This is a genomic window from Leisingera sp. UBA4491 (assembly GCF_002388965.1).
Taxonomy (GTDB): Bacteria; Pseudomonadota; Alphaproteobacteria; order Rhodobacterales; family Rhodobacteraceae; genus Leisingera; species Leisingera aquaemixtae.
Map to the genome: position 1 here is coordinate 1 of NZ_DGNN01000021.1, position 15,696 is coordinate 15,696.

At 64.8% G+C, this 15,696-nt stretch carries 12 protein-coding genes; 6 read left to right on the forward strand and 6 right to left on the reverse strand.

Features of this window, described 5'->3' with window-relative positions; all coding sequences use genetic code 11:
• The first annotated feature begins 268 nt into the window (after positions 1–268).
• Positions 269–1,549 carry a DUF3422 family protein gene (locus B2P87_RS11170; RefSeq protein ID WP_141889978.1) on the forward strand — a complete coding sequence of 427 codons (1,281 nt, stop codon included), beginning with the start codon at positions 269–271 and terminating at the stop codon, positions 1,547–1,549.
• Here B2P87_RS11170 and B2P87_RS11175 read toward each other — a convergent pair.
• From B2P87_RS11175 to B2P87_RS11190, 4 genes are all read right to left on the reverse strand, one after another.
• A complete protein-coding gene (locus B2P87_RS11175) occupies positions 1,485–2,558 on the reverse strand; it encodes a YeeE/YedE family protein (protein WP_141889979.1) in 1,074 nt (357 codons plus the stop codon). The two genes, B2P87_RS11170 and B2P87_RS11175, sit on opposite strands and share 65 nt — an antisense overlap.
• A gap of 232 nt (positions 2,559–2,790) precedes the next feature.
• Positions 2,791–3,762, reverse strand: coding sequence for an ABC transporter permease (locus B2P87_RS11180; protein ID WP_208764526.1), 972 nt, complete (start codon positions 3,760–3,762; stop codon positions 2,791–2,793).
• The gene (locus tag B2P87_RS11185; RefSeq protein ID WP_058287879.1) at positions 3,755–4,762 is read right to left on the reverse strand and encodes an ABC transporter permease; all 1,008 of its coding nucleotides are present in this window, start codon (positions 4,760–4,762) and stop codon (positions 3,755–3,757) included. The genes B2P87_RS11180 and B2P87_RS11185 overlap by 8 nt, the downstream gene beginning before the upstream one ends.
• Positions 4,763–4,911: 149 nt before the next feature.
• Positions 4,912–6,615 carry a peptide ABC transporter substrate-binding protein gene (locus tag B2P87_RS11190; RefSeq protein ID WP_141889980.1) on the reverse strand — a complete coding sequence of 568 codons (1,704 nt, stop codon included), beginning with the start codon at positions 6,613–6,615 and terminating at the stop codon, positions 4,912–4,914.
• A 342-nt stretch (positions 6,616–6,957) separates the two neighbouring features.
• Here B2P87_RS11190 and B2P87_RS11195 point away from each other — a divergent pair, with 342 nt between their 5' ends.
• The 5 genes from B2P87_RS11195 to B2P87_RS11215 all read left to right on the forward strand — a co-directional run bounded on the left by B2P87_RS11195 (position 6,958) and on the right by B2P87_RS11215 (position 13,215).
• Positions 6,958–8,778: an ABC transporter ATP-binding protein gene (locus B2P87_RS11195; RefSeq protein WP_141889981.1), complete on the forward strand. Its 1,821-nt coding sequence runs from the start codon at positions 6,958–6,960 to the stop codon at positions 8,776–8,778.
• 2 nt (positions 8,779–8,780) lie between these two features.
• A complete protein-coding gene (locus B2P87_RS11200; protein ID WP_141889982.1) occupies positions 8,781–9,488 on the forward strand; it encodes an SDR family NAD(P)-dependent oxidoreductase in 708 nt (235 codons plus the stop codon).
• Positions 9,485–10,651: an acetylornithine deacetylase gene (argE, locus tag B2P87_RS11205; RefSeq protein ID WP_141889983.1), complete on the forward strand. Its 1,167-nt coding sequence runs from the start codon at positions 9,485–9,487 to the stop codon at positions 10,649–10,651. Before B2P87_RS11200 ends, argE begins: the two co-directional genes overlap by 4 nt.
• Before the next feature lie 200 nt (positions 10,652–10,851).
• Entirely contained in the window at positions 10,852–12,018 is a 1,167-nt protein-coding gene (locus B2P87_RS11210; RefSeq protein ID WP_141889984.1) for a M20 aminoacylase family protein, read from the forward strand.
• A 33-nt stretch (positions 12,019–12,051) separates the two neighbouring features.
• The gene (locus tag B2P87_RS11215; RefSeq protein WP_141889985.1) at positions 12,052–13,215 is read left to right on the forward strand and encodes a M20 aminoacylase family protein; all 1,164 of its coding nucleotides are present in this window, start codon (positions 12,052–12,054) and stop codon (positions 13,213–13,215) included.
• A gap of 111 nt (positions 13,216–13,326) precedes the next feature.
• On the opposite strand, the gene B2P87_RS11220 is transcribed toward B2P87_RS11215, so the two are convergent.
• The gene (locus B2P87_RS11220; RefSeq protein ID WP_141889986.1) at positions 13,327–14,385 is read right to left on the reverse strand and encodes a glycosyltransferase family 4 protein; all 1,059 of its coding nucleotides are present in this window, start codon (positions 14,383–14,385) and stop codon (positions 13,327–13,329) included.
• Entirely contained in the window at positions 14,378–15,694 is a 1,317-nt protein-coding gene (locus tag B2P87_RS11225; RefSeq protein ID WP_141889987.1) for a 3-deoxy-D-manno-octulosonic acid transferase, read from the reverse strand. Before B2P87_RS11225 ends, B2P87_RS11220 begins: the two co-directional genes overlap by 8 nt.
• Positions 15,695–15,696 lie beyond the last annotated feature (2 nt).

The following is a 15,696-nucleotide window of genomic DNA, read 5'->3' on the forward strand; positions in this document are numbered from 1 at the left end:
AGCAGAGCCTCGATACGCTGCTGGGCCTGATCCAGTAGGTCAATGCTCAACAAGACAGGGAAAGGCGCTCCAACCGGGGCGCCTTCTCAATTTCCGGACCCTTCTTCTGGCTGAAAATATCCCGGGGGAGGCCGCAGGCCGGGGGCAGAGCCCCCAGAAACACCGGCCCTGTATACCATTGCATTCACCTAACGCATTGAAATAAAACATTTCTGTACATCTTTACGAGGGCGTTCTATGGTCACCGGCATTGCCCCGGAGACCAAGAATGCCCCCGATCCAGGACCACCCCCTGCGGTATCCGCTGACCAACGAACTGCACGCCCGGCCGTTCCCCGCCATGTCCAGCCCCTGCACGGTGGTCTACCTGGCGGTCAAACAGCCCAATGAGGCCGAACACCGCGACCGGATGCAGGATCTGCACCATCTGACGGATCTGCTTGACCGCCACGGTGCGCCGCACCCGCAGCCGGGGGCGACTCATTATATGGCGCAGATCGGCCGCCACATGCTGAAGTGGGAACAGCATACCGAGTTCGTCAGCTATACCGTCTACAGCGACGGGACCGGCACCCGGGCCTTTGATCCGGCGGATTTTGAGGTGTTCCCGGCGGAATGGCTGGCCGCCGCGCCGGGCCAGCGCATTACCTCCACGATGTTCCGGGTCGAGCCCCGGCCTGCGGACGCCGCAGTCAAGACCCTGGCGCAGGAGTGGTTCGTGCCGGAAAGCGTGGTGGTCTCGCAGGTGCTGGACGGCAGCGCGGTGATTGCGGGCGATTTCCGCATCGACCCGGCGGGCCACATGCGGTTTGCGGTGTTTCCGAACGCGGAGACCGGCAGCCAGCGCATCGGCCGGATTGTGCAGCGCTTGTGCGAGATCGAAACCTACCGGGCGATGGCGATGCTGGGGTTCTCCCGCGCCCGCGGCCTGACTCCGACCATCAGCGCGCTCGACACCCATCTGAGCGAGATGATGGTTGCGATGACAGCCGGATCAGCACCGGCTGAGCAGACCTTGTCGCAGCTGCTTACGGTCTCCGCCGAGCTGGAGGCGATGGCGGCGCGCTCTGCTTTCCGGTTCAGCGCCACCGGGGCCTATGACGCCCTGGTCAGCCAGCGCGTCAGCCTGTTGCGCGAGACGCGGTATGAGGGGTTCCAGACGCTGGCGGAATTCATGCTGCGCCGGTTTGAGCCGGCAATGCGCACGGTGAAATCCACCGAAAAGCGGCTGGAGACGCTGGCCGACCGGGCCCGCAGGGCAGGGGAGCTGCTCCGGACCCGGGTGGATGTCGAGCGGTCTGCGCAGAACCAGGCGCTGCTGGCCAGCATGGACCGCCGCGCCGATATGGCGCTCAGGCTGCAGCACACGGTTGAGGGGCTGTCGGTGGTGGCGATCAGCTATTACGCGGTGTCGCTGGCCGCCTATGCGCTTTACCCGCTAACAACGGCGCTGGATATCAGCAAGGGCAGCCTGACGGCGCTGATCACTCTGCCGGTTGTCGGGCTGGTATGGCTGGCCGTGCGGCGGATCCGGAAGAAGCTGCACTGAGCACGGCGTTCATGCCGAGGCCGCCAACTGCGATGAAGGCCAGCGCCAGCAAGGCTGCGAGGCTGAGCGTCGGAATGCCTGCCAGCCCGGCGCCCACGGTGCAGCCGCCGGCCAGTACGCCGCCCATGCCCATCAGCAGAGCACCGGCCAGGTAACGGCCGGTCTGGCGGGGGCTTTCGAAGCTTTGCCACTGGAAGCTGCCGCTGACCACCGTGGCGGCCAGCGCACCGGCCAGCACCCCGCCGGCCAGCCCGGCGCCAAATCCCGCAGGGATGGAGCTGGAGGCGATCACGAAGAACAGCGTGTCGGCGGCAGGGGCGGTGAAGGAGAGGCTCTCCATCGCGATGGGGTCGAATTCGTCAAACAGCACATAGCCGGTGCCAACCCAGGCCACGGGCACCAAGAGGCCGAGCGCCGCCGCGCCAGCAAGCGTGGGCGCCCGGTTGCCGGAGCGCAGCGCGGTCAACAGGGCTGCCGCCACGATCACACCGCTCCACAGCAGTGCGCCGCCGGGCAGGGCGGCAAGGGAGACCTGCTCCCCCGCGGGCAGGGTAACCGCGCCAAGCGCGGTGCGCACCGGGGCCAGCACGCCCTTCAGCGTGGCATGGGCCGTGATGGCAAAGACAGCCATCACCATAAGTGCCCGCAGGTTGCCGCTGCCCGCCAGCACCAGCAGACGCGAGGCGCAGCCGCGGGTCAGGATCATGCCGGCGCCGAACATCAGCCCGCCAAGCGCGATGGCCAAGAGCGGCAGGTCCTGCGCCATCAGCCGGTGCTCCGCAAAGCTGATCCAGCCCTGCGCCACGGCCGCCTGGGTGCCGGCAACGGCCACCGCCAGGGCCATTGCCCAGACGCCTGCGGCCTGGCGGCGGTCCTCACCAGCCAGGGCGCGGCGGAAGCAGAAGCGGGTCAGCTGCGCCAGCACGCCGAACAGGACGCCGATGCCAAGCGCAAACAGGACGGAAACCTCCCGTGCTGTGGTCTCTTCAAAGCCGAATGTTTCGAACATGGCGCTCTCCAGCTGCGGATTTGGAACGTTTTCCCGCAATGGCGGGTTTTTCGTGCCCGGGCAAGCGGCGGACGGCGGTCAAAACAGGGCAGGGGCGGGAAGAAGTTCCGGCTTGGGCAGGCCGGGCGAAATGCTGATTTTGCCGGACAGCGCTGCTGCAAAACAAACTGGCCGCTTTGGGGAAAGCGGCCAGAAGGCATGTTTTTATTTGAATGTGTGCGTGCGTTCCGCCTCAGCGGCCGCGGATCCGCGGATCCAGCGCATCGCGCAACCCGTCGCCCAGGTAATTCACGCTCAGCACCGTCAGCGAGATCGCCATGCCGGGCCAGAACACCCGCTCAGGATACTGCTGCAGGTAATCGGTCGCATCGAACAGCAGCCGTCCCCAGGTCGGGAAGTCCGGCGGGAAGCCGAGGCCGAGGAAGGAGAGCGAGGATTCCGTAATGATCGCCGTGGCGATGCCCAGCGTGGCCGAGACCATGATCGGCGACAGCACATTGGGCAGGATGTGCCGGGTGATCAGCCCGCTGTTGGTGGTGCCGATGGAGCGCGCCGCCATCACGAACTCGCGCTCTTTCAGCGCCAGCACATCGCCGCGCACGATCCGCGCGGTCGGCATCCAGCTGGTCACCCCGATCGAGGCCACGATCAGGATAAAGATCCCCTGTTCCGGCCCGAAGGCCGCATTCAGCGGCTCGCGGAACAAGAGCATCATCACCAGCAGCAGCGGCAGAAGCGGCAGCGCCAGGAACAGGTCGGTCATCCGCATCAGCGGGCCGTCCAGCCTCTTGAAGAAGCCGGCCAGTACCCCGATGAAGGAGCCCAGGAACAGCGCCAGCAGCATCGCAGTCAGGCCCACGGAAACCGAGGTCGCGCCGCCTGCCATCATCCGGGCCAGCATGTCGCGGCCCAGCTGATCGGTGCCGAAGGGATGCGCCCAGCTGGGGCCCTGGTTGCGGGCGCGGATGTCGATCTTGGTGGCGTCAATGTCCCAGACATAAGGCCCCAGGTAGACCGCCAGGATGATGAACAGGAACAGGGCCCCGCCCATCAGCGCGCCGCGGTGCGATTTGAACTGGTCCCAGACATCCTGCCACTGGCTGCGCGGCGGGTTGTGAAGCTCCTCCAGCGCGCCGGCGCCGGGCACCGCGGTCGAGGCGGGCGCCATGCCTTCGTCGGGCACAAAGCGTTCCTTGTCAGTCATAGCGGATCCTCGGGTCAAGAATGCCGTACAGCACGTCGGCGATCAGGTTGAACAGCACGATCAGCACCGCAAAGATGAAGGTGAGCGTCTGCACCATCGGCAGGTCGTTGGCCTGGATGGCGCCGATCAGAAGCTGGCCGATGCCGTTCACCTTGAACACCTGCTCGGTGATGATGGCACCGCCAAAGATCGACGGGATGCCGAGCGCGATCACGGTGACCACGGGGATCATCGAGTTGCGCAGTACGTGGACCATCACCACCACATATTCGCTCAGGCCCTTGGCGCGGGCGGTGCGGACATAGTCCTGGTTCAGGTTGTCCAGCATCGAGGCGCGCATGAAGCGGGAGAGCTGCGCGGTGATCTGCAGCGCCAGCACCATCACCGGCATGATCATCTGCTTCAGCTGGTAGACAAAGCTGTCCCAGCTGTCGACGGTATGAGTGGTATCATAGATCGACGGGAACCAGCCCAGCTGCACCGAGAAGATCACGATCACCAGCACGCCGGAGAAGAACGGCGGCACCGAGAAGCCCACCATCGACACGAAGGTTCCCAGCTGGTCGAACCAGCTGTACTGGCGGTAGGCGGAATAGATGCCGATCGGCAGCGCGATCAGGATGGCGACCACATAGGCGGTGCCGACCACCCACAGGGTCTGCGGGATACGCTGGATCACGATGTCCATCACCGGCGAACGGGTCTGCCAGGAGATCACCCTGAGGTCGCCTGCAGAGAAGGAGGTGCCCAGGTAGTGGTCGATCAGAACCTGCGGCTCGATCCAGAAGAACTGCACCAGCCATTTCCAGAAACGGATATGCATCGGCTGGCCAAGGCCAAGCGCCTCGCGCATTTTCTCTTTGACTTCAGGGGGCACGGTCAGGGGAACCTGCGCCATCGGGTCGCCCGGGGCGAGCTCCAGCAGCAGGAAGATCACGAGGCTGATGAACAGCAGTGTTGGTACTGCCAGGATCAGCCGCCGGATTGTAAAGGTCAGCATCAGGTAGGCGCCTTTGCAACTTGTATTAAGGTCGGAGCAGGCGGGGAGGGCCTCACATCCATGTCACGCGCAGGCGGTTAAACGTAACCAATGCTGAATGGCAAGGGGCCCCGATGTAACGTCAGGGCCCCAAGTGAGGCAAGCGCTGCTTACTTGATGCGGTACCAGTCAGCTGCGTTCCACAGCTCGCTGTCCCAGACGTTCAGGTGAACGCCGCCCAGCGTGTTGGAGTGCGCCGACAGGCGGCCGCGATGCACCAGCGGGATCATGCCGCCGTTTTCGACCATGATGTCGTTGAGGCGGCGGCCGATTTCGGCGCGGGCCTCAAGGCCGGCAGTCTTGGTCAGCTCAGCGTGCAGCTGGTCGAACTCCTCGTTGCAGAAGCGCGAGATGTTCTCACCCTGCCACTGGGATTCCGGTTTCGGTGCCTTGTCGCACAGGCCGTTGGCCAGATAGGCCTGCGGGTCGGTGCCGTCGAAGTTGTTGGCGTACATTTCCACGTCAGCATAGAACTTCTGGAAGGTGTCGGGCGAACCCGGGTCGCCGCCGAAGAACACCGAGGCGTTGATGTTGCGCAGCTCGGATTCGATGCCGATCTGGCTCCACCACTCCTTGATCAGCGCCTGGAAGTCCTGGCGCACGGCGTTGGTCGAAGTCTGGTACAGGATCTTCATCGGCTTGCCGTCCGGGGTTTCCCGCACGCCGTCGCCATTGGTGTCCTTGTAACCAGCTTCCTCCAGCATCGCCTTGGCGCCTTCGATGTCCTGAGTGGAGCAGTCAAAGGTGTCAGACGCAAAGGCCGCAGGCGCAGGCACCCAGTTGCAGCCGACCTTGCCGGCCTTGCCATAGCCGATTTCCACCAGCAGCGGACGGTCGATGGCCATCGACATCGCCTTGTAGACCGCCGGGTCCTTCAGGAACGGATGCGGATGCTTGGCGGTGGAGCGCTCGCCCTCCGGCAGGTCCGGCGACGGGTCGGTCTGGTTCAGCATGATGCGTTCCACCAGCGAGCCGAAGCCCGCAACCGGCTTGCCCTTGCCGCCTGCTTCCATCTGGGCGATCACTTCCGGCGCCAGCTGCAGGTTCCAGGCATAGTCGAACTCGCCGGTTTCCATCACCGCGCGGCCCGCAGCGGTTGCGTCACCGCCGCCCTTGAACAGCACCTTGGCAAACGCGGGCTTGGCCGGATCGCGGTAGTTGGGGTTGGCCGACATGGTGATCACGTCGTTCGGCTTGAACTCATCCACCACAAACGGACCGGTGCCGATGGGGGCAAAGTTGGCGTCGGTGCATTCCGGCGCCCGGGCGCCCATGCAGTTCTCGAACTGCGCTTTCTGCAGGATCGGGCTTTCACCGCCGGAGAACGGGCCATAGGGGAAGGGGGTCGGCTTGTCGAAGGTGACCTTGACGGTCATGTCGTCCACCAGCTCGACGGAGGTGACACCCTCGAACTTGGTCAGCTGCGCGCAGCCGCCTTCGGGGTGCATACAGTAATCGGCGGTGAACTTCACGTCATGAGCGGTGAAGTCGGTGCCATCGGACCACTTGATGCCGGGTGCGATCTTCCAGGTGATCGAGGTCAGGTCTTCGCTGACGCCGCCGTTCTCGACGGTCGGGATCTCGGTTGCCAGATAGGGCACCATGTTGCCCTCGGGGTCATAGCGGGCCAGCGGCTCAATCACCAGCGAGGCGGCCTGGATGTCCTTGGTGCCGCCGGACAGGAACGGGTTCAGGATCGACGGCGCCTGCCAGTAGATGATGTTGACCTGGCCATCGGACCCGCGCTCAGCAAAGGCTGCCGGCGCCAGGGCCGCCGTGGCAACGGCCCCCATCAATAGGGATTTGAGTTTCATCACACTCTCCTTGTCGGACACGTTTTGTGTCTTTTTGTTGGCCGGACCGCAGCGGGCCCGGAGATTTGCCGCATGGCTGCGGAAGGGTCGCAATCGCACCTGCGCGCAGGCCGGAATTGCAGGCATTAAGCACTCTTAACATGTTGCCGGACAGACCGGCGCATGACGCTCTGCAGGCAACCACGCGGGTATCGAAAACCACTTCCCGGGAAATTGCAAATTCCAATTTTAAAAACCCTATGCATTATTTGCATGAGCATTTTTGTGCAAAGTAGAGTTTACTCCGGATGCTGGGGCCGCCATCCGCGGCTGGCCCGGGGAATGAAAGATAGGGAAGCCGTCATGCTGGACAACGCCATTGCGTCCATTCGAAACCTGCGTGTTGAGTTTCAGACCAAGGATGGCCCGGTGGTCGGGGTGGAGAACGTCTCCTTTGACGTGAGCCCGGGCGAAACCGTCTGCATCGTTGGGGAATCCGGCTCCGGCAAATCGGTTTCCTCGCTGTCGCTGATGCGCCTGGTGGAATTCGGCGGCGGCGAGATTGCGGGCGGCGAGCTGCTGTTCAACCGGCGGGAGGGCGGCGAGACCGACCTGGCCGCCTCCGAGCAGGATATGATGAAGCAGATCCGCGGCAATGAGATCGGCATGATCTTCCAGGAGCCGATGACCGCGCTGAACCCGGTGTTCACTGTCGGCCGCCAGCTGACCGAGGGCCTGCGCATCCACAAGAACATGTCCAAGGCCCAGGCCGAGGAACGCGCGCTGGAGCTGCTGCGCCAGGTCCGCATCCCGGAACCGGAGCGGCGCCTGCGGCAGTACCCGCACGAACTGTCCGGCGGCATGCGCCAGAGGGTGGTGATCGCGATGGCTATGGCGTGCGAGCCGCGGCTGCTGATCGCGGACGAGCCGACCACCGCGCTGGACGTGACCATCCAGGCCGAGATCCTGGCGCTGATGGACCGGCTGAAGCGCGAGACCGGCACGGCGGTGATGTTCATTACCCATGACATGGCGGTGGTGGCACAGATGGCCGACCGCGTGGTCGTCATGTACCGCGGCAACAAGGTCGAGGAAGGCCCCGTCGAGGAGATTTTCGAGAACCCCAAGCACGACTACACCAAGGCATTGCTGGCGGCGGTGCCGAAGCTGGGCGAAATGCGCGGCAAGCACTACCCCGAGCCGATGAAGCTGATGGGGGTCGAGGACCAGAAGATTGAGCCGATCAAGGGCACCGACGAGGTGCTTCTGGACGTGCAGAACCTGACCACCCGCTTTCCGGTCAAGGGCGGCCTGCTGCGCCGCACCATTTCCAACGTGCACGCGGTCGAGGACGTGTCCTTCAAGGTCCTCAAGGGCCAGACCCTGTCGCTGGTCGGGGAATCCGGCTGTGGCAAATCCACCGCGGGCCGCTCGATCCTGCGGCTGGTGGAGCCGCTGTCGGGCAAGGTGGATTTCGAAGGCCGCGACGTTCTGAAATTCAGCGCCTCCCAGATGCACAAGGCGCGCCAGGACATGCAGATGATCTTCCAGGATCCCTTTGCGTCCCTGAACCCGCAGATGCAGCTGATCGACCAGGTGGCAGAGCCGCTCCGCAACTACGGGCTGGCCAAGGGATCGGAGCTGCACGACCGCGTCGCCAGCCTGTTCGACCGCGTCCACCTGCCGCGCAGCTTCATGCGCCGCTACCCGCACGAGATGTCCGGCGGCCAGCGCCAGCGCATCGCCATTGCCCGCGCCCTGGCGCTGAACCCCAAGCTGATCGTCGCGGATGAGGCCGTCTCGGCGCTCGACGTGTCGGTGCAGGCGCAGGTCCTGAACCTGATGATGGAGCTGCAGGCGGAACTGGGCCTTTCCTTCCTGTTCATCAGCCACGACATGGCGGTGGTGGAACGCGTCAGCCATCAGGTGGGCGTCATGTACCTGGGCCGCATCGTTGAGATCGGCCCCCGCGACCGCGTGTTCGAGAACCCGCTGCACGCCTATACCCAGGCGCTGATGAAGGCGGTCCCGATCGCCGACCCGCGCCAGCGCAAGTCGGAGAAAGAGCTGAACTTCAAACCGATCCCGTCGCCCATCCATGAGGTCGGCTATCAGCCGGAGCCGTCGGAGTATCTGGAACTGGAGCCCGGCCATTTCGTGCTGACCACCGACAGCGGCTACTGATCATGATCCCGACACCGCAGGACCGGCCTGTTGCCTTGGTGACAGGGGCTGCCCGCGGGATCGGGCAGGCCATCGCTCAGGCGCTGGCCGCAGACTACTCCGTTGCGATAACCCATTTGGAAACCCGGCCTGAGGGCGACACTTTTCTGGCCGTACGCGCAGATTTCCGTGACCCGGAAGCTCCGGCGATGGTGGTGGAGCGCACGCTGCAGCATTATGGCCGGATAGATCTGACCGTTAATAATGCCGGTGCTTTCGCATCGGAGGGTCCGGAAGTTTTCGACTACTCTGCTCTGCGGGAAATGTTCGATGTAAACCTCTTTGCCGCTCAGGGATTGCTGGCTGCCGCGCTTCCACATCTTCCGCCTGGCGCGGCCGTGATCTCGATTTCTTCGGTGAATGCAACTTTGCCTCCGGCTGGAGCCGCGCTGTTCGGGGCCAGCCAGGCGGCGCTGGAACTGTGGACCCGCGGCATGGCAAAAGAGCTGGGAGCGCGCGGTATCCGGGTCAATGCCGTGGCTCCGGGGGCGGTCAATGATCCGCATAACCCAAGGCCGCCGGAGCTGGTGGCTGAATTTGAAGAGTTGACTGCGCTGGGCCGTTTGCCCTCACCAACCGATATAGCGGCGGCGGTTCGCTTCCTGGCCGGAAACGAGGCAAGCTTCGTAACCGGCGAGGTGCTTACCGTCTCAGGGGGCTACAGATTATGACTGCGAAACTGACACCGCTGGAGATCATGGGGCGCCTGGTCTCTTTCCCGACGGTGAGCCGGGATACCAACCTGCCGCTGGTGGAGTGGGTGCAGGACTATTTGTCCTCCCATGGCATTGAAAGCCACCGCTGGGTGGACCCGGACCAGCCGCACAAGGCTGCGGTCTTTGCCCATGTTGGCCCTTGGGAAGAGGGCGCGGTGGTGCTCTCGGGCCATACCGATGTGGTGCCGGTGGACGGCCAGCCCTGGGACACCGACCCGTTCACGGTGGTGGAGAAGGACGGCAAATACTTCGGCCGCGGCACCTGCGACATGAAGGGCTATGATGCCCTCGCCATCTGGGCGCTGGTCGAGGCACATGAGCAAGGCGTCAAACGCCCCCTGCAACTGGCGCTGAGCTTTGACGAGGAAATCGGCTGCACCGGGGCGCCGCCGATGATCGAGGCAATGCAGCCCGTGCTGCCCAAGGGCTCCGCGGTGATCGTCGGGGAACCTTCGATGATGAAGGCGGTGACCGGCCACAAGGGCGGCACTGGATTTGCTACCCATGTTGTCGGGTTCGAGGTGCATTCCTCGCTCATGCACACCGGCGTCAGCGCCATCATGCAAGGCGCCCGGCTGATCGACTGGGCCAACCAGAAAAACACGGAGAACATGGCCAAGGAGCCGGGGGAGGTGCAGGCGATGTTCACCCCGCCCTGGAGCACCTGCCACGTCGGCATGATCGAGGGCGGCACCGCCCACAATATCACTGCCAAGGACTGCCGCTTCATGATGGATTTCCGGGTGGTGCCGGGGGAGAACCCTGCCGGTTGGGAGGCCGCCTATCTCGCCAAGGTCCGTGAGGTGGAGGCAGAGATGCAGGCCGTCCATCCGGAGGCCCGTATTGACGTGTCCAAGCATTTCGACGTCCCCGGCCTGGTGCCGGAACAGGACGGCGCCGCGGAGGCGCTGGTGCGCAGCCTGACCGGCGACAACGGCTCCCATGTGGTCAGCTACGGCACCGAGGCGGGGCAGTTCCAGCAGGCGGGCTACTCCGCCGTCATCTGCGGCCCCGGCGACATCGCCCAAGCGCATCAGCCGAACGAGTACATCACCGTGGCGCAGTTCAACGCGGGCCACAGCTTCATGCGCGGGCTGGTAAAGAAGCTGCGGGCCTAAGCTGCGCGTACCTTGAAACCGGGCGCAGGATGCGCAGATTGATGCCAGGCGGTGCACAGACGGTGCACAGGGGGTGCACGCATGCCACCCCCGCTCTGGCGGGTCGCGCCGCGTCCCGGCGGCACCGGATACTTGCGAAGCTAAGTTTTTTCGCGGACAGTCTGCCGCAACGGAACCTGAAACATAAAAGGGAGGGGAATATGCCGGCCAAGAACCGCTTTGCCGAGATGCACCAGGAGATCACCGCCTGGCGCCATCACCTGCACGAGAACCCCGAACTGATGTACGAGGTGCATGAAACCGCCGCCTTTGTGGTGGAGCGGCTGAAGGCGTTCGGCATCACCGATATCACCACCGGCGTCGGCCAGACCGGCGTGGTGGCGGTGATCGAGGGCAAGACCAACACCTCCGGCCGCGCCATCGGCTTGCGTGCCGATATGGACGCTTTGCCGATCCCCGAAGCCTCGGGTGTGGACTATGCCTCCAAGATGCCGGGCGTGATGCACGCCTGCGGCCACGACGGTCATACGTCGATGCTGCTGGGGGCGGCCAAGTACCTTGCAGAGACACGGAATTTCGACGGCAAGGCAGTGCTGATCTTCCAGCCCGCGGAGGAAGGCGGTGCCGGCGGCAAGGCGATGTGCGACGACGGTCTGATGGACCGCTGGGGCATTCAGGAGGTCTATGGGCTGCACAACATGCCGGGCCTGCCGGTCGGCGAATTTGCCATCCGACCGGGCCCGTTGATGGCGTCCTCGGACGAATTCATCATCACCGTCACCGGCAAGGGCGGCCACGCCGCCGCCCCGCATGAGGCAATTGACACCACGCTGGCGGCCTCGCAGATCGTGGTCTCGCTGCATTCCATCGTCTCGCGCAATGTGGACCCGGTGAAACGGGTGGTGCTGACCGTCGGCACCTTTGAAACCGACAGCACGGCGTCAAACGTGATTGCCCATACCGCCAGGCTGCAAGGCACCGTCCGCACGCTGGACCCCGAATACCGCATTCAGGCCGAGGAGTGGGTGCGCCGGGTTGCCGAAAGCACAGCTGCGGCCTTTGGCGCCACGGCGGAGGTCGAATGGGTGCCGGGCTATCCTGTTACAATAAATGATGAAAACGGCACCGCCCACGCGGTGGAGGCGGCGCAGGCGGTCGCGGCCAAAGTGAACGCCGTGACCCCGCCGATCATGCCGTCCGAGGATTTCTCCTACATGCTGGAGCAGCGCCCCGGCGCCTATATCTTCCTTGGCAACGGCGACACCCAGATGTGCCACCACCCGGCCTATGTCTTTGATGACGAAGCGATCCCGCTGGGATGCAGCTGGTTCGCCGAGCTGGTGGAACGAAGAATGCCCGCGGCCTGAGGCTGCGGGGACAGACAACCAAAGGAGTGAGAAATGCCGGTCAAGAACCGCTTTGCCGAACTGCAGGATGAAATCACCGCCTGGCGCCGTGACATCCACGAAAACCCGGAAATCCTGTTCGAAACCCACCGCACCAGCGCGCTGGTGGCGGAGAAGCTGCAAGACTTCGGCTGCGACGAGGTGGTGACAGGCATCGGCCGCACCGGGGTTGTCGGCGTGATCAGGGGCAAGGCGGACAGCTCCGGCAAGGTCATCGGCCTGCGCGCTGACATGGACGCGCTGCCGATCCACGAGCAGACAGGCTTGGACTACGCCTCCAAGACCCCCGGCGCGATGCATGCCTGCGGCCATGACGGCCACACCGCGATGCTGCTGGGCGCCGCCAAGTATCTGTCGGAAACGCGCAATTTCGACGGCACCGTGGTGGTGATCTTCCAGCCGGCCGAGGAAGGCGGCGGCGGTGCCAAGGTGATGTGCGACGACGGGCTGATGGACCGCTGGGGCGTGCAGGAAGTCTATGGCCTGCACAACTGGCCGGGCCAGCCGCTGGGCACCTTTGCCATCCGCCCCGGATCTTTCTTCGCCGCCACCGACCAGTTCGACATCACGTTTGAGGGCCGCGGCGGCCATGCCGCCAAGCCGCATGAGACCATCGACACCACTGTTCTGGCTGCACAGGCAGTTTTGGCGCTGCAGACCATCGCGTCGCGCAATGCCGATCCGGTGCATCAGATTGTGGTCTCGGTGACGTCCTTCGAGACCTCCTCCAAGGCGTTCAACGTGATCCCGCAGAAGGTGCAGATCAAGGGCACTGTGCGCACCATGTCCAAGGACATGCGCGACCTGGCCGAAAAGCGGATCAAAGAGGTCTGCACCGGCATCGCGGCAACCTTCGGGGGCACTGCCGATGTCACCTATAACCGCGGGTATCCGGTGATGGTGAACCACGAGGAGCAGACGGAATTTGCCGCCAAGGTGGCGGCCAGTGTCTCCGGCTCCTGCGAGGATGCGCCGCTGGTGATGGGCGGCGAGGATTTCGCCTTCATGCTGGAAGAGCGCCCCGGCGCCTATATCCTGATGGGGAACGGCGACACCGCGATGGTGCATCACCCGGAGTACAACTTCAACGACGAGGCCATTCCGGCGGGCTGCAGCTGGTGGGCGGAGATCGTCGAGCAGCGGATGCCGGCGGCTTAAACGGTGCAGGGGAGGGGGCTGTCTGCCCCCTCTTGAGCCTGCGGCTCAATTCACCCCCGAGGATATTTACAGCCAGATGAAGAGGGATCAGGTTGCGCTATGGCGCAGGGGTCAGTGCTCCAGCATCTCGCGGTAGATGGCGACCAGAGTCTCGGCCTCCTTCTCCAGCGCGAAGTTGGTCATGGCGTGCTTGCGAGCGGCCACGGACCATTCTGCTAGCCGGCCTTCGGTGGACAGCACGTCGTTGATGGCCGCCACCATCTGCCCGGTTTCGCCGGGGTCGATCAGCAGGCCGGTCTCGCCGGGCGCGATCAGCTCCTCAAAAGCGCCGACGCGGGTGGCCACCGCCGGCACGCCGCAGGACATCGCTTCGAGCGGGGTGAGGCCGAACCCCTCCCAGCGCTGCGGCGCGACGTAGAGGTCCAGCGCCTGATACCAGCGGGAAACCTCCCAAACCGGCACCTCCGGCGGGAACAGCAGCCGCTCGGAGAGGCCGGCAGCCTCGACCCTGGCGCGCAGTTCCTTTTCGAACGCAACGTGTTTTTCCGTCGCGCGGCCCATCACCAGGCCGACCGCCCTGGGATGGGCTTTCAGCACCTCCAGCATGGCGTCGACAAAGACATCGGTGCCTTTTTGCGCCCGGATCCGCCCGTAGCAGCCGATCAGGATGGCGTCTTCCGGCAGGCCCAGCTCGCGCCGCAGCGCCGGTTTGTCGGCGGGCGGGGAGAATTCTTCGGTGTTGATCCCGTGATGCACCACCTGCACGGGCTTTTCCAGATAGGCCGCGCCCTTGGCCGAGGTGGCGATCACCCGGTCCATCCTGGACATCAGCCACTTGGTATAATCCGAGTGGTGGCGCTGCGAGGCGGAGGTGAACAACAGCTTCAGCCGCTTGCCCAAGAGGTATTTCAGCGCCAGTCCGCCCAGCATTTCCACATTGCGCCGGGCGTGCCAGACGCGGGCGCCTGCGGGGCCGTTGCGGCTCATGAACACAAGCTGCGCCGCTGACAAATGCGGCATATCTGCGGGCAGGCCGCTGCCTGCGGTGGCGATGGCGATGTGTCGCCGCTGCAGCGGCACCAGCCGCACGATGGTGGAGGTGACGCCGGACAGGCGGCGTTTGAAGTTCGGCGCGATGACTTCAACCGTGCGGGCGTCCACTTCAGCCATCGCAGCCTCCTTCATGGGGCAGAAGCGCCAGCAGGGCGTCCACCGTTGTGTCCAGTTGATCCGACTGCCGGGAGATGAACTGCGCAGCCGCATCGCGGGCGGACTGGAAAGCTCCCGGCTTCTCAAGCCATTCGGCAACCTGGCCTGCCAGTTCCGCCGCTGTGCGTACTTCCGCCGCGGCGCCAAGGGCGGTCAGCTCTGCATAGGTCTCGGCAAAATTGTAGTGCCCGGTGCCGGAGATCACCGCGGCGCCCGCCTGCATCGGCTCAAACGGGTTGTGGCCGCCGATGTCGCGCAAGGAGCCGCCCAGGAACACCAGCGGGCAGAGCGCGTACCAAGTGCCAACCTCGCCCAGCGTGTCGGCCAAATAGACTTGCGTCTGGGTGCCGGGCAGAACGCCCTTGCTGCGCCGCGCGCAACTGAGGCCCGCCTGTTTGACCAGCGCCTCCACTTTGCCGCCGCGTTCCGGGTGGCGGGGGGCCAGCAGCAGGCAGAGACCGGGGTGCTGTTTCTGCAGCGCCTTGTGGGCCTCCAGCACGGTTTCTTCCTCACCTTCGTGGGTGGAGGAGGCGACCCAGACCGGGCGCTCGCCAATGCTGCCGCGCACCTTGGCGAGGGTGTCTTGATCGACCGGCAGCGGCGCAGAGACGGCCTTGAGGTTGCTGCCGGGGCGGATGCGGTCCGGGGCGGCTCCCATCGCCTTGAGGTTCGCAGCTGTCTTCCGGTTCTGAGTGACCAGCAGATCGAACTGATCCAGGATGAACCGCGCGGTGTCCGGGCGTTTTGTCCAGCCCGCGACCGATTTGTCCGAGAGCCGCGCGTTCAGCAGCACCAGCGGGCAGCCTGTTTTGCGGGCGCGCACCAGCATCTGCGGCCACAGCTCGCTTTCGACAAACACACCCAGATCCGGGCGCCAATGGGCCAGAAAGCGGTCCACGGCGGCAGCGGTGTCCAGGGGCGGGAACTGGTGGCGGCAGCGCGGCGGCATCCGTTTGGCGATCAGCTCAGCCGACGTGGGCGTGCCGGAGGTGATCAGGAATTCAGCATCCGGCGCCTGTTCGCCCATGCGGGCAATCAGGGTCAGCACCGACAGGCTTTCCCCGACCGAAGCCGCATGGAACCAGATCAGCCGCCCGGCCGGGCGCGGCAGGGAGGCATGGCCGAGGCGTTCGCGCACGCGGTCTTCCGGCAGGCCATAGTCGCGCAGCTTGCCCGCGACCTTGCGCCAAGCAAAGGGGGCGATCAGCGCGCTGGCGCCGCAGTAAAGGGAATAGAGCAGCGTCGCGCGCGCTGGGGCGGTCCTGGACATGG

Coding starts and splice junctions, on each gene's coding strand:
- B2P87_RS11170 (WP_141889978.1), top strand. CDS start 269: ATGCCCCCGATCCAGGACCACCCCCTGCGGTATCCGCTGACCAACGAA.
- B2P87_RS11175 (WP_141889979.1), bottom strand. CDS start 2,558: ATGTTCGAAACATTCGGCTTTGAAGAGACCACAGCACGGGAGGTTTCC.
- B2P87_RS11180 (WP_208764526.1), bottom strand. CDS start 3,762: ATGACTGACAAGGAACGCTTTGTGCCCGACGAAGGCATGGCGCCCGCC.
- B2P87_RS11185 (WP_058287879.1), bottom strand. CDS start 4,762: ATGCTGACCTTTACAATCCGGCGGCTGATCCTGGCAGTACCAACACTG.
- B2P87_RS11190 (WP_141889980.1), bottom strand. CDS start 6,615: ATGAAACTCAAATCCCTATTGATGGGGGCCGTTGCCACGGCGGCCCTG.
- B2P87_RS11195 (WP_141889981.1), top strand. CDS start 6,958: ATGCTGGACAACGCCATTGCGTCCATTCGAAACCTGCGTGTTGAGTTT.
- B2P87_RS11200 (WP_141889982.1), top strand. CDS start 8,781: ATGATCCCGACACCGCAGGACCGGCCTGTTGCCTTGGTGACAGGGGCT.
- argE (WP_141889983.1), top strand. CDS start 9,485: ATGACTGCGAAACTGACACCGCTGGAGATCATGGGGCGCCTGGTCTCT.
- B2P87_RS11210 (WP_141889984.1), top strand. CDS start 10,852: ATGCCGGCCAAGAACCGCTTTGCCGAGATGCACCAGGAGATCACCGCC.
- B2P87_RS11215 (WP_141889985.1), top strand. CDS start 12,052: ATGCCGGTCAAGAACCGCTTTGCCGAACTGCAGGATGAAATCACCGCC.
- B2P87_RS11220 (WP_141889986.1), bottom strand. CDS start 14,385: ATGGCTGAAGTGGACGCCCGCACGGTTGAAGTCATCGCGCCGAACTTC.
- B2P87_RS11225 (WP_141889987.1), bottom strand. CDS start 15,694: ATGTCCAGGACCGCCCCAGCGCGCGCGACGCTGCTCTATTCCCTTTAC.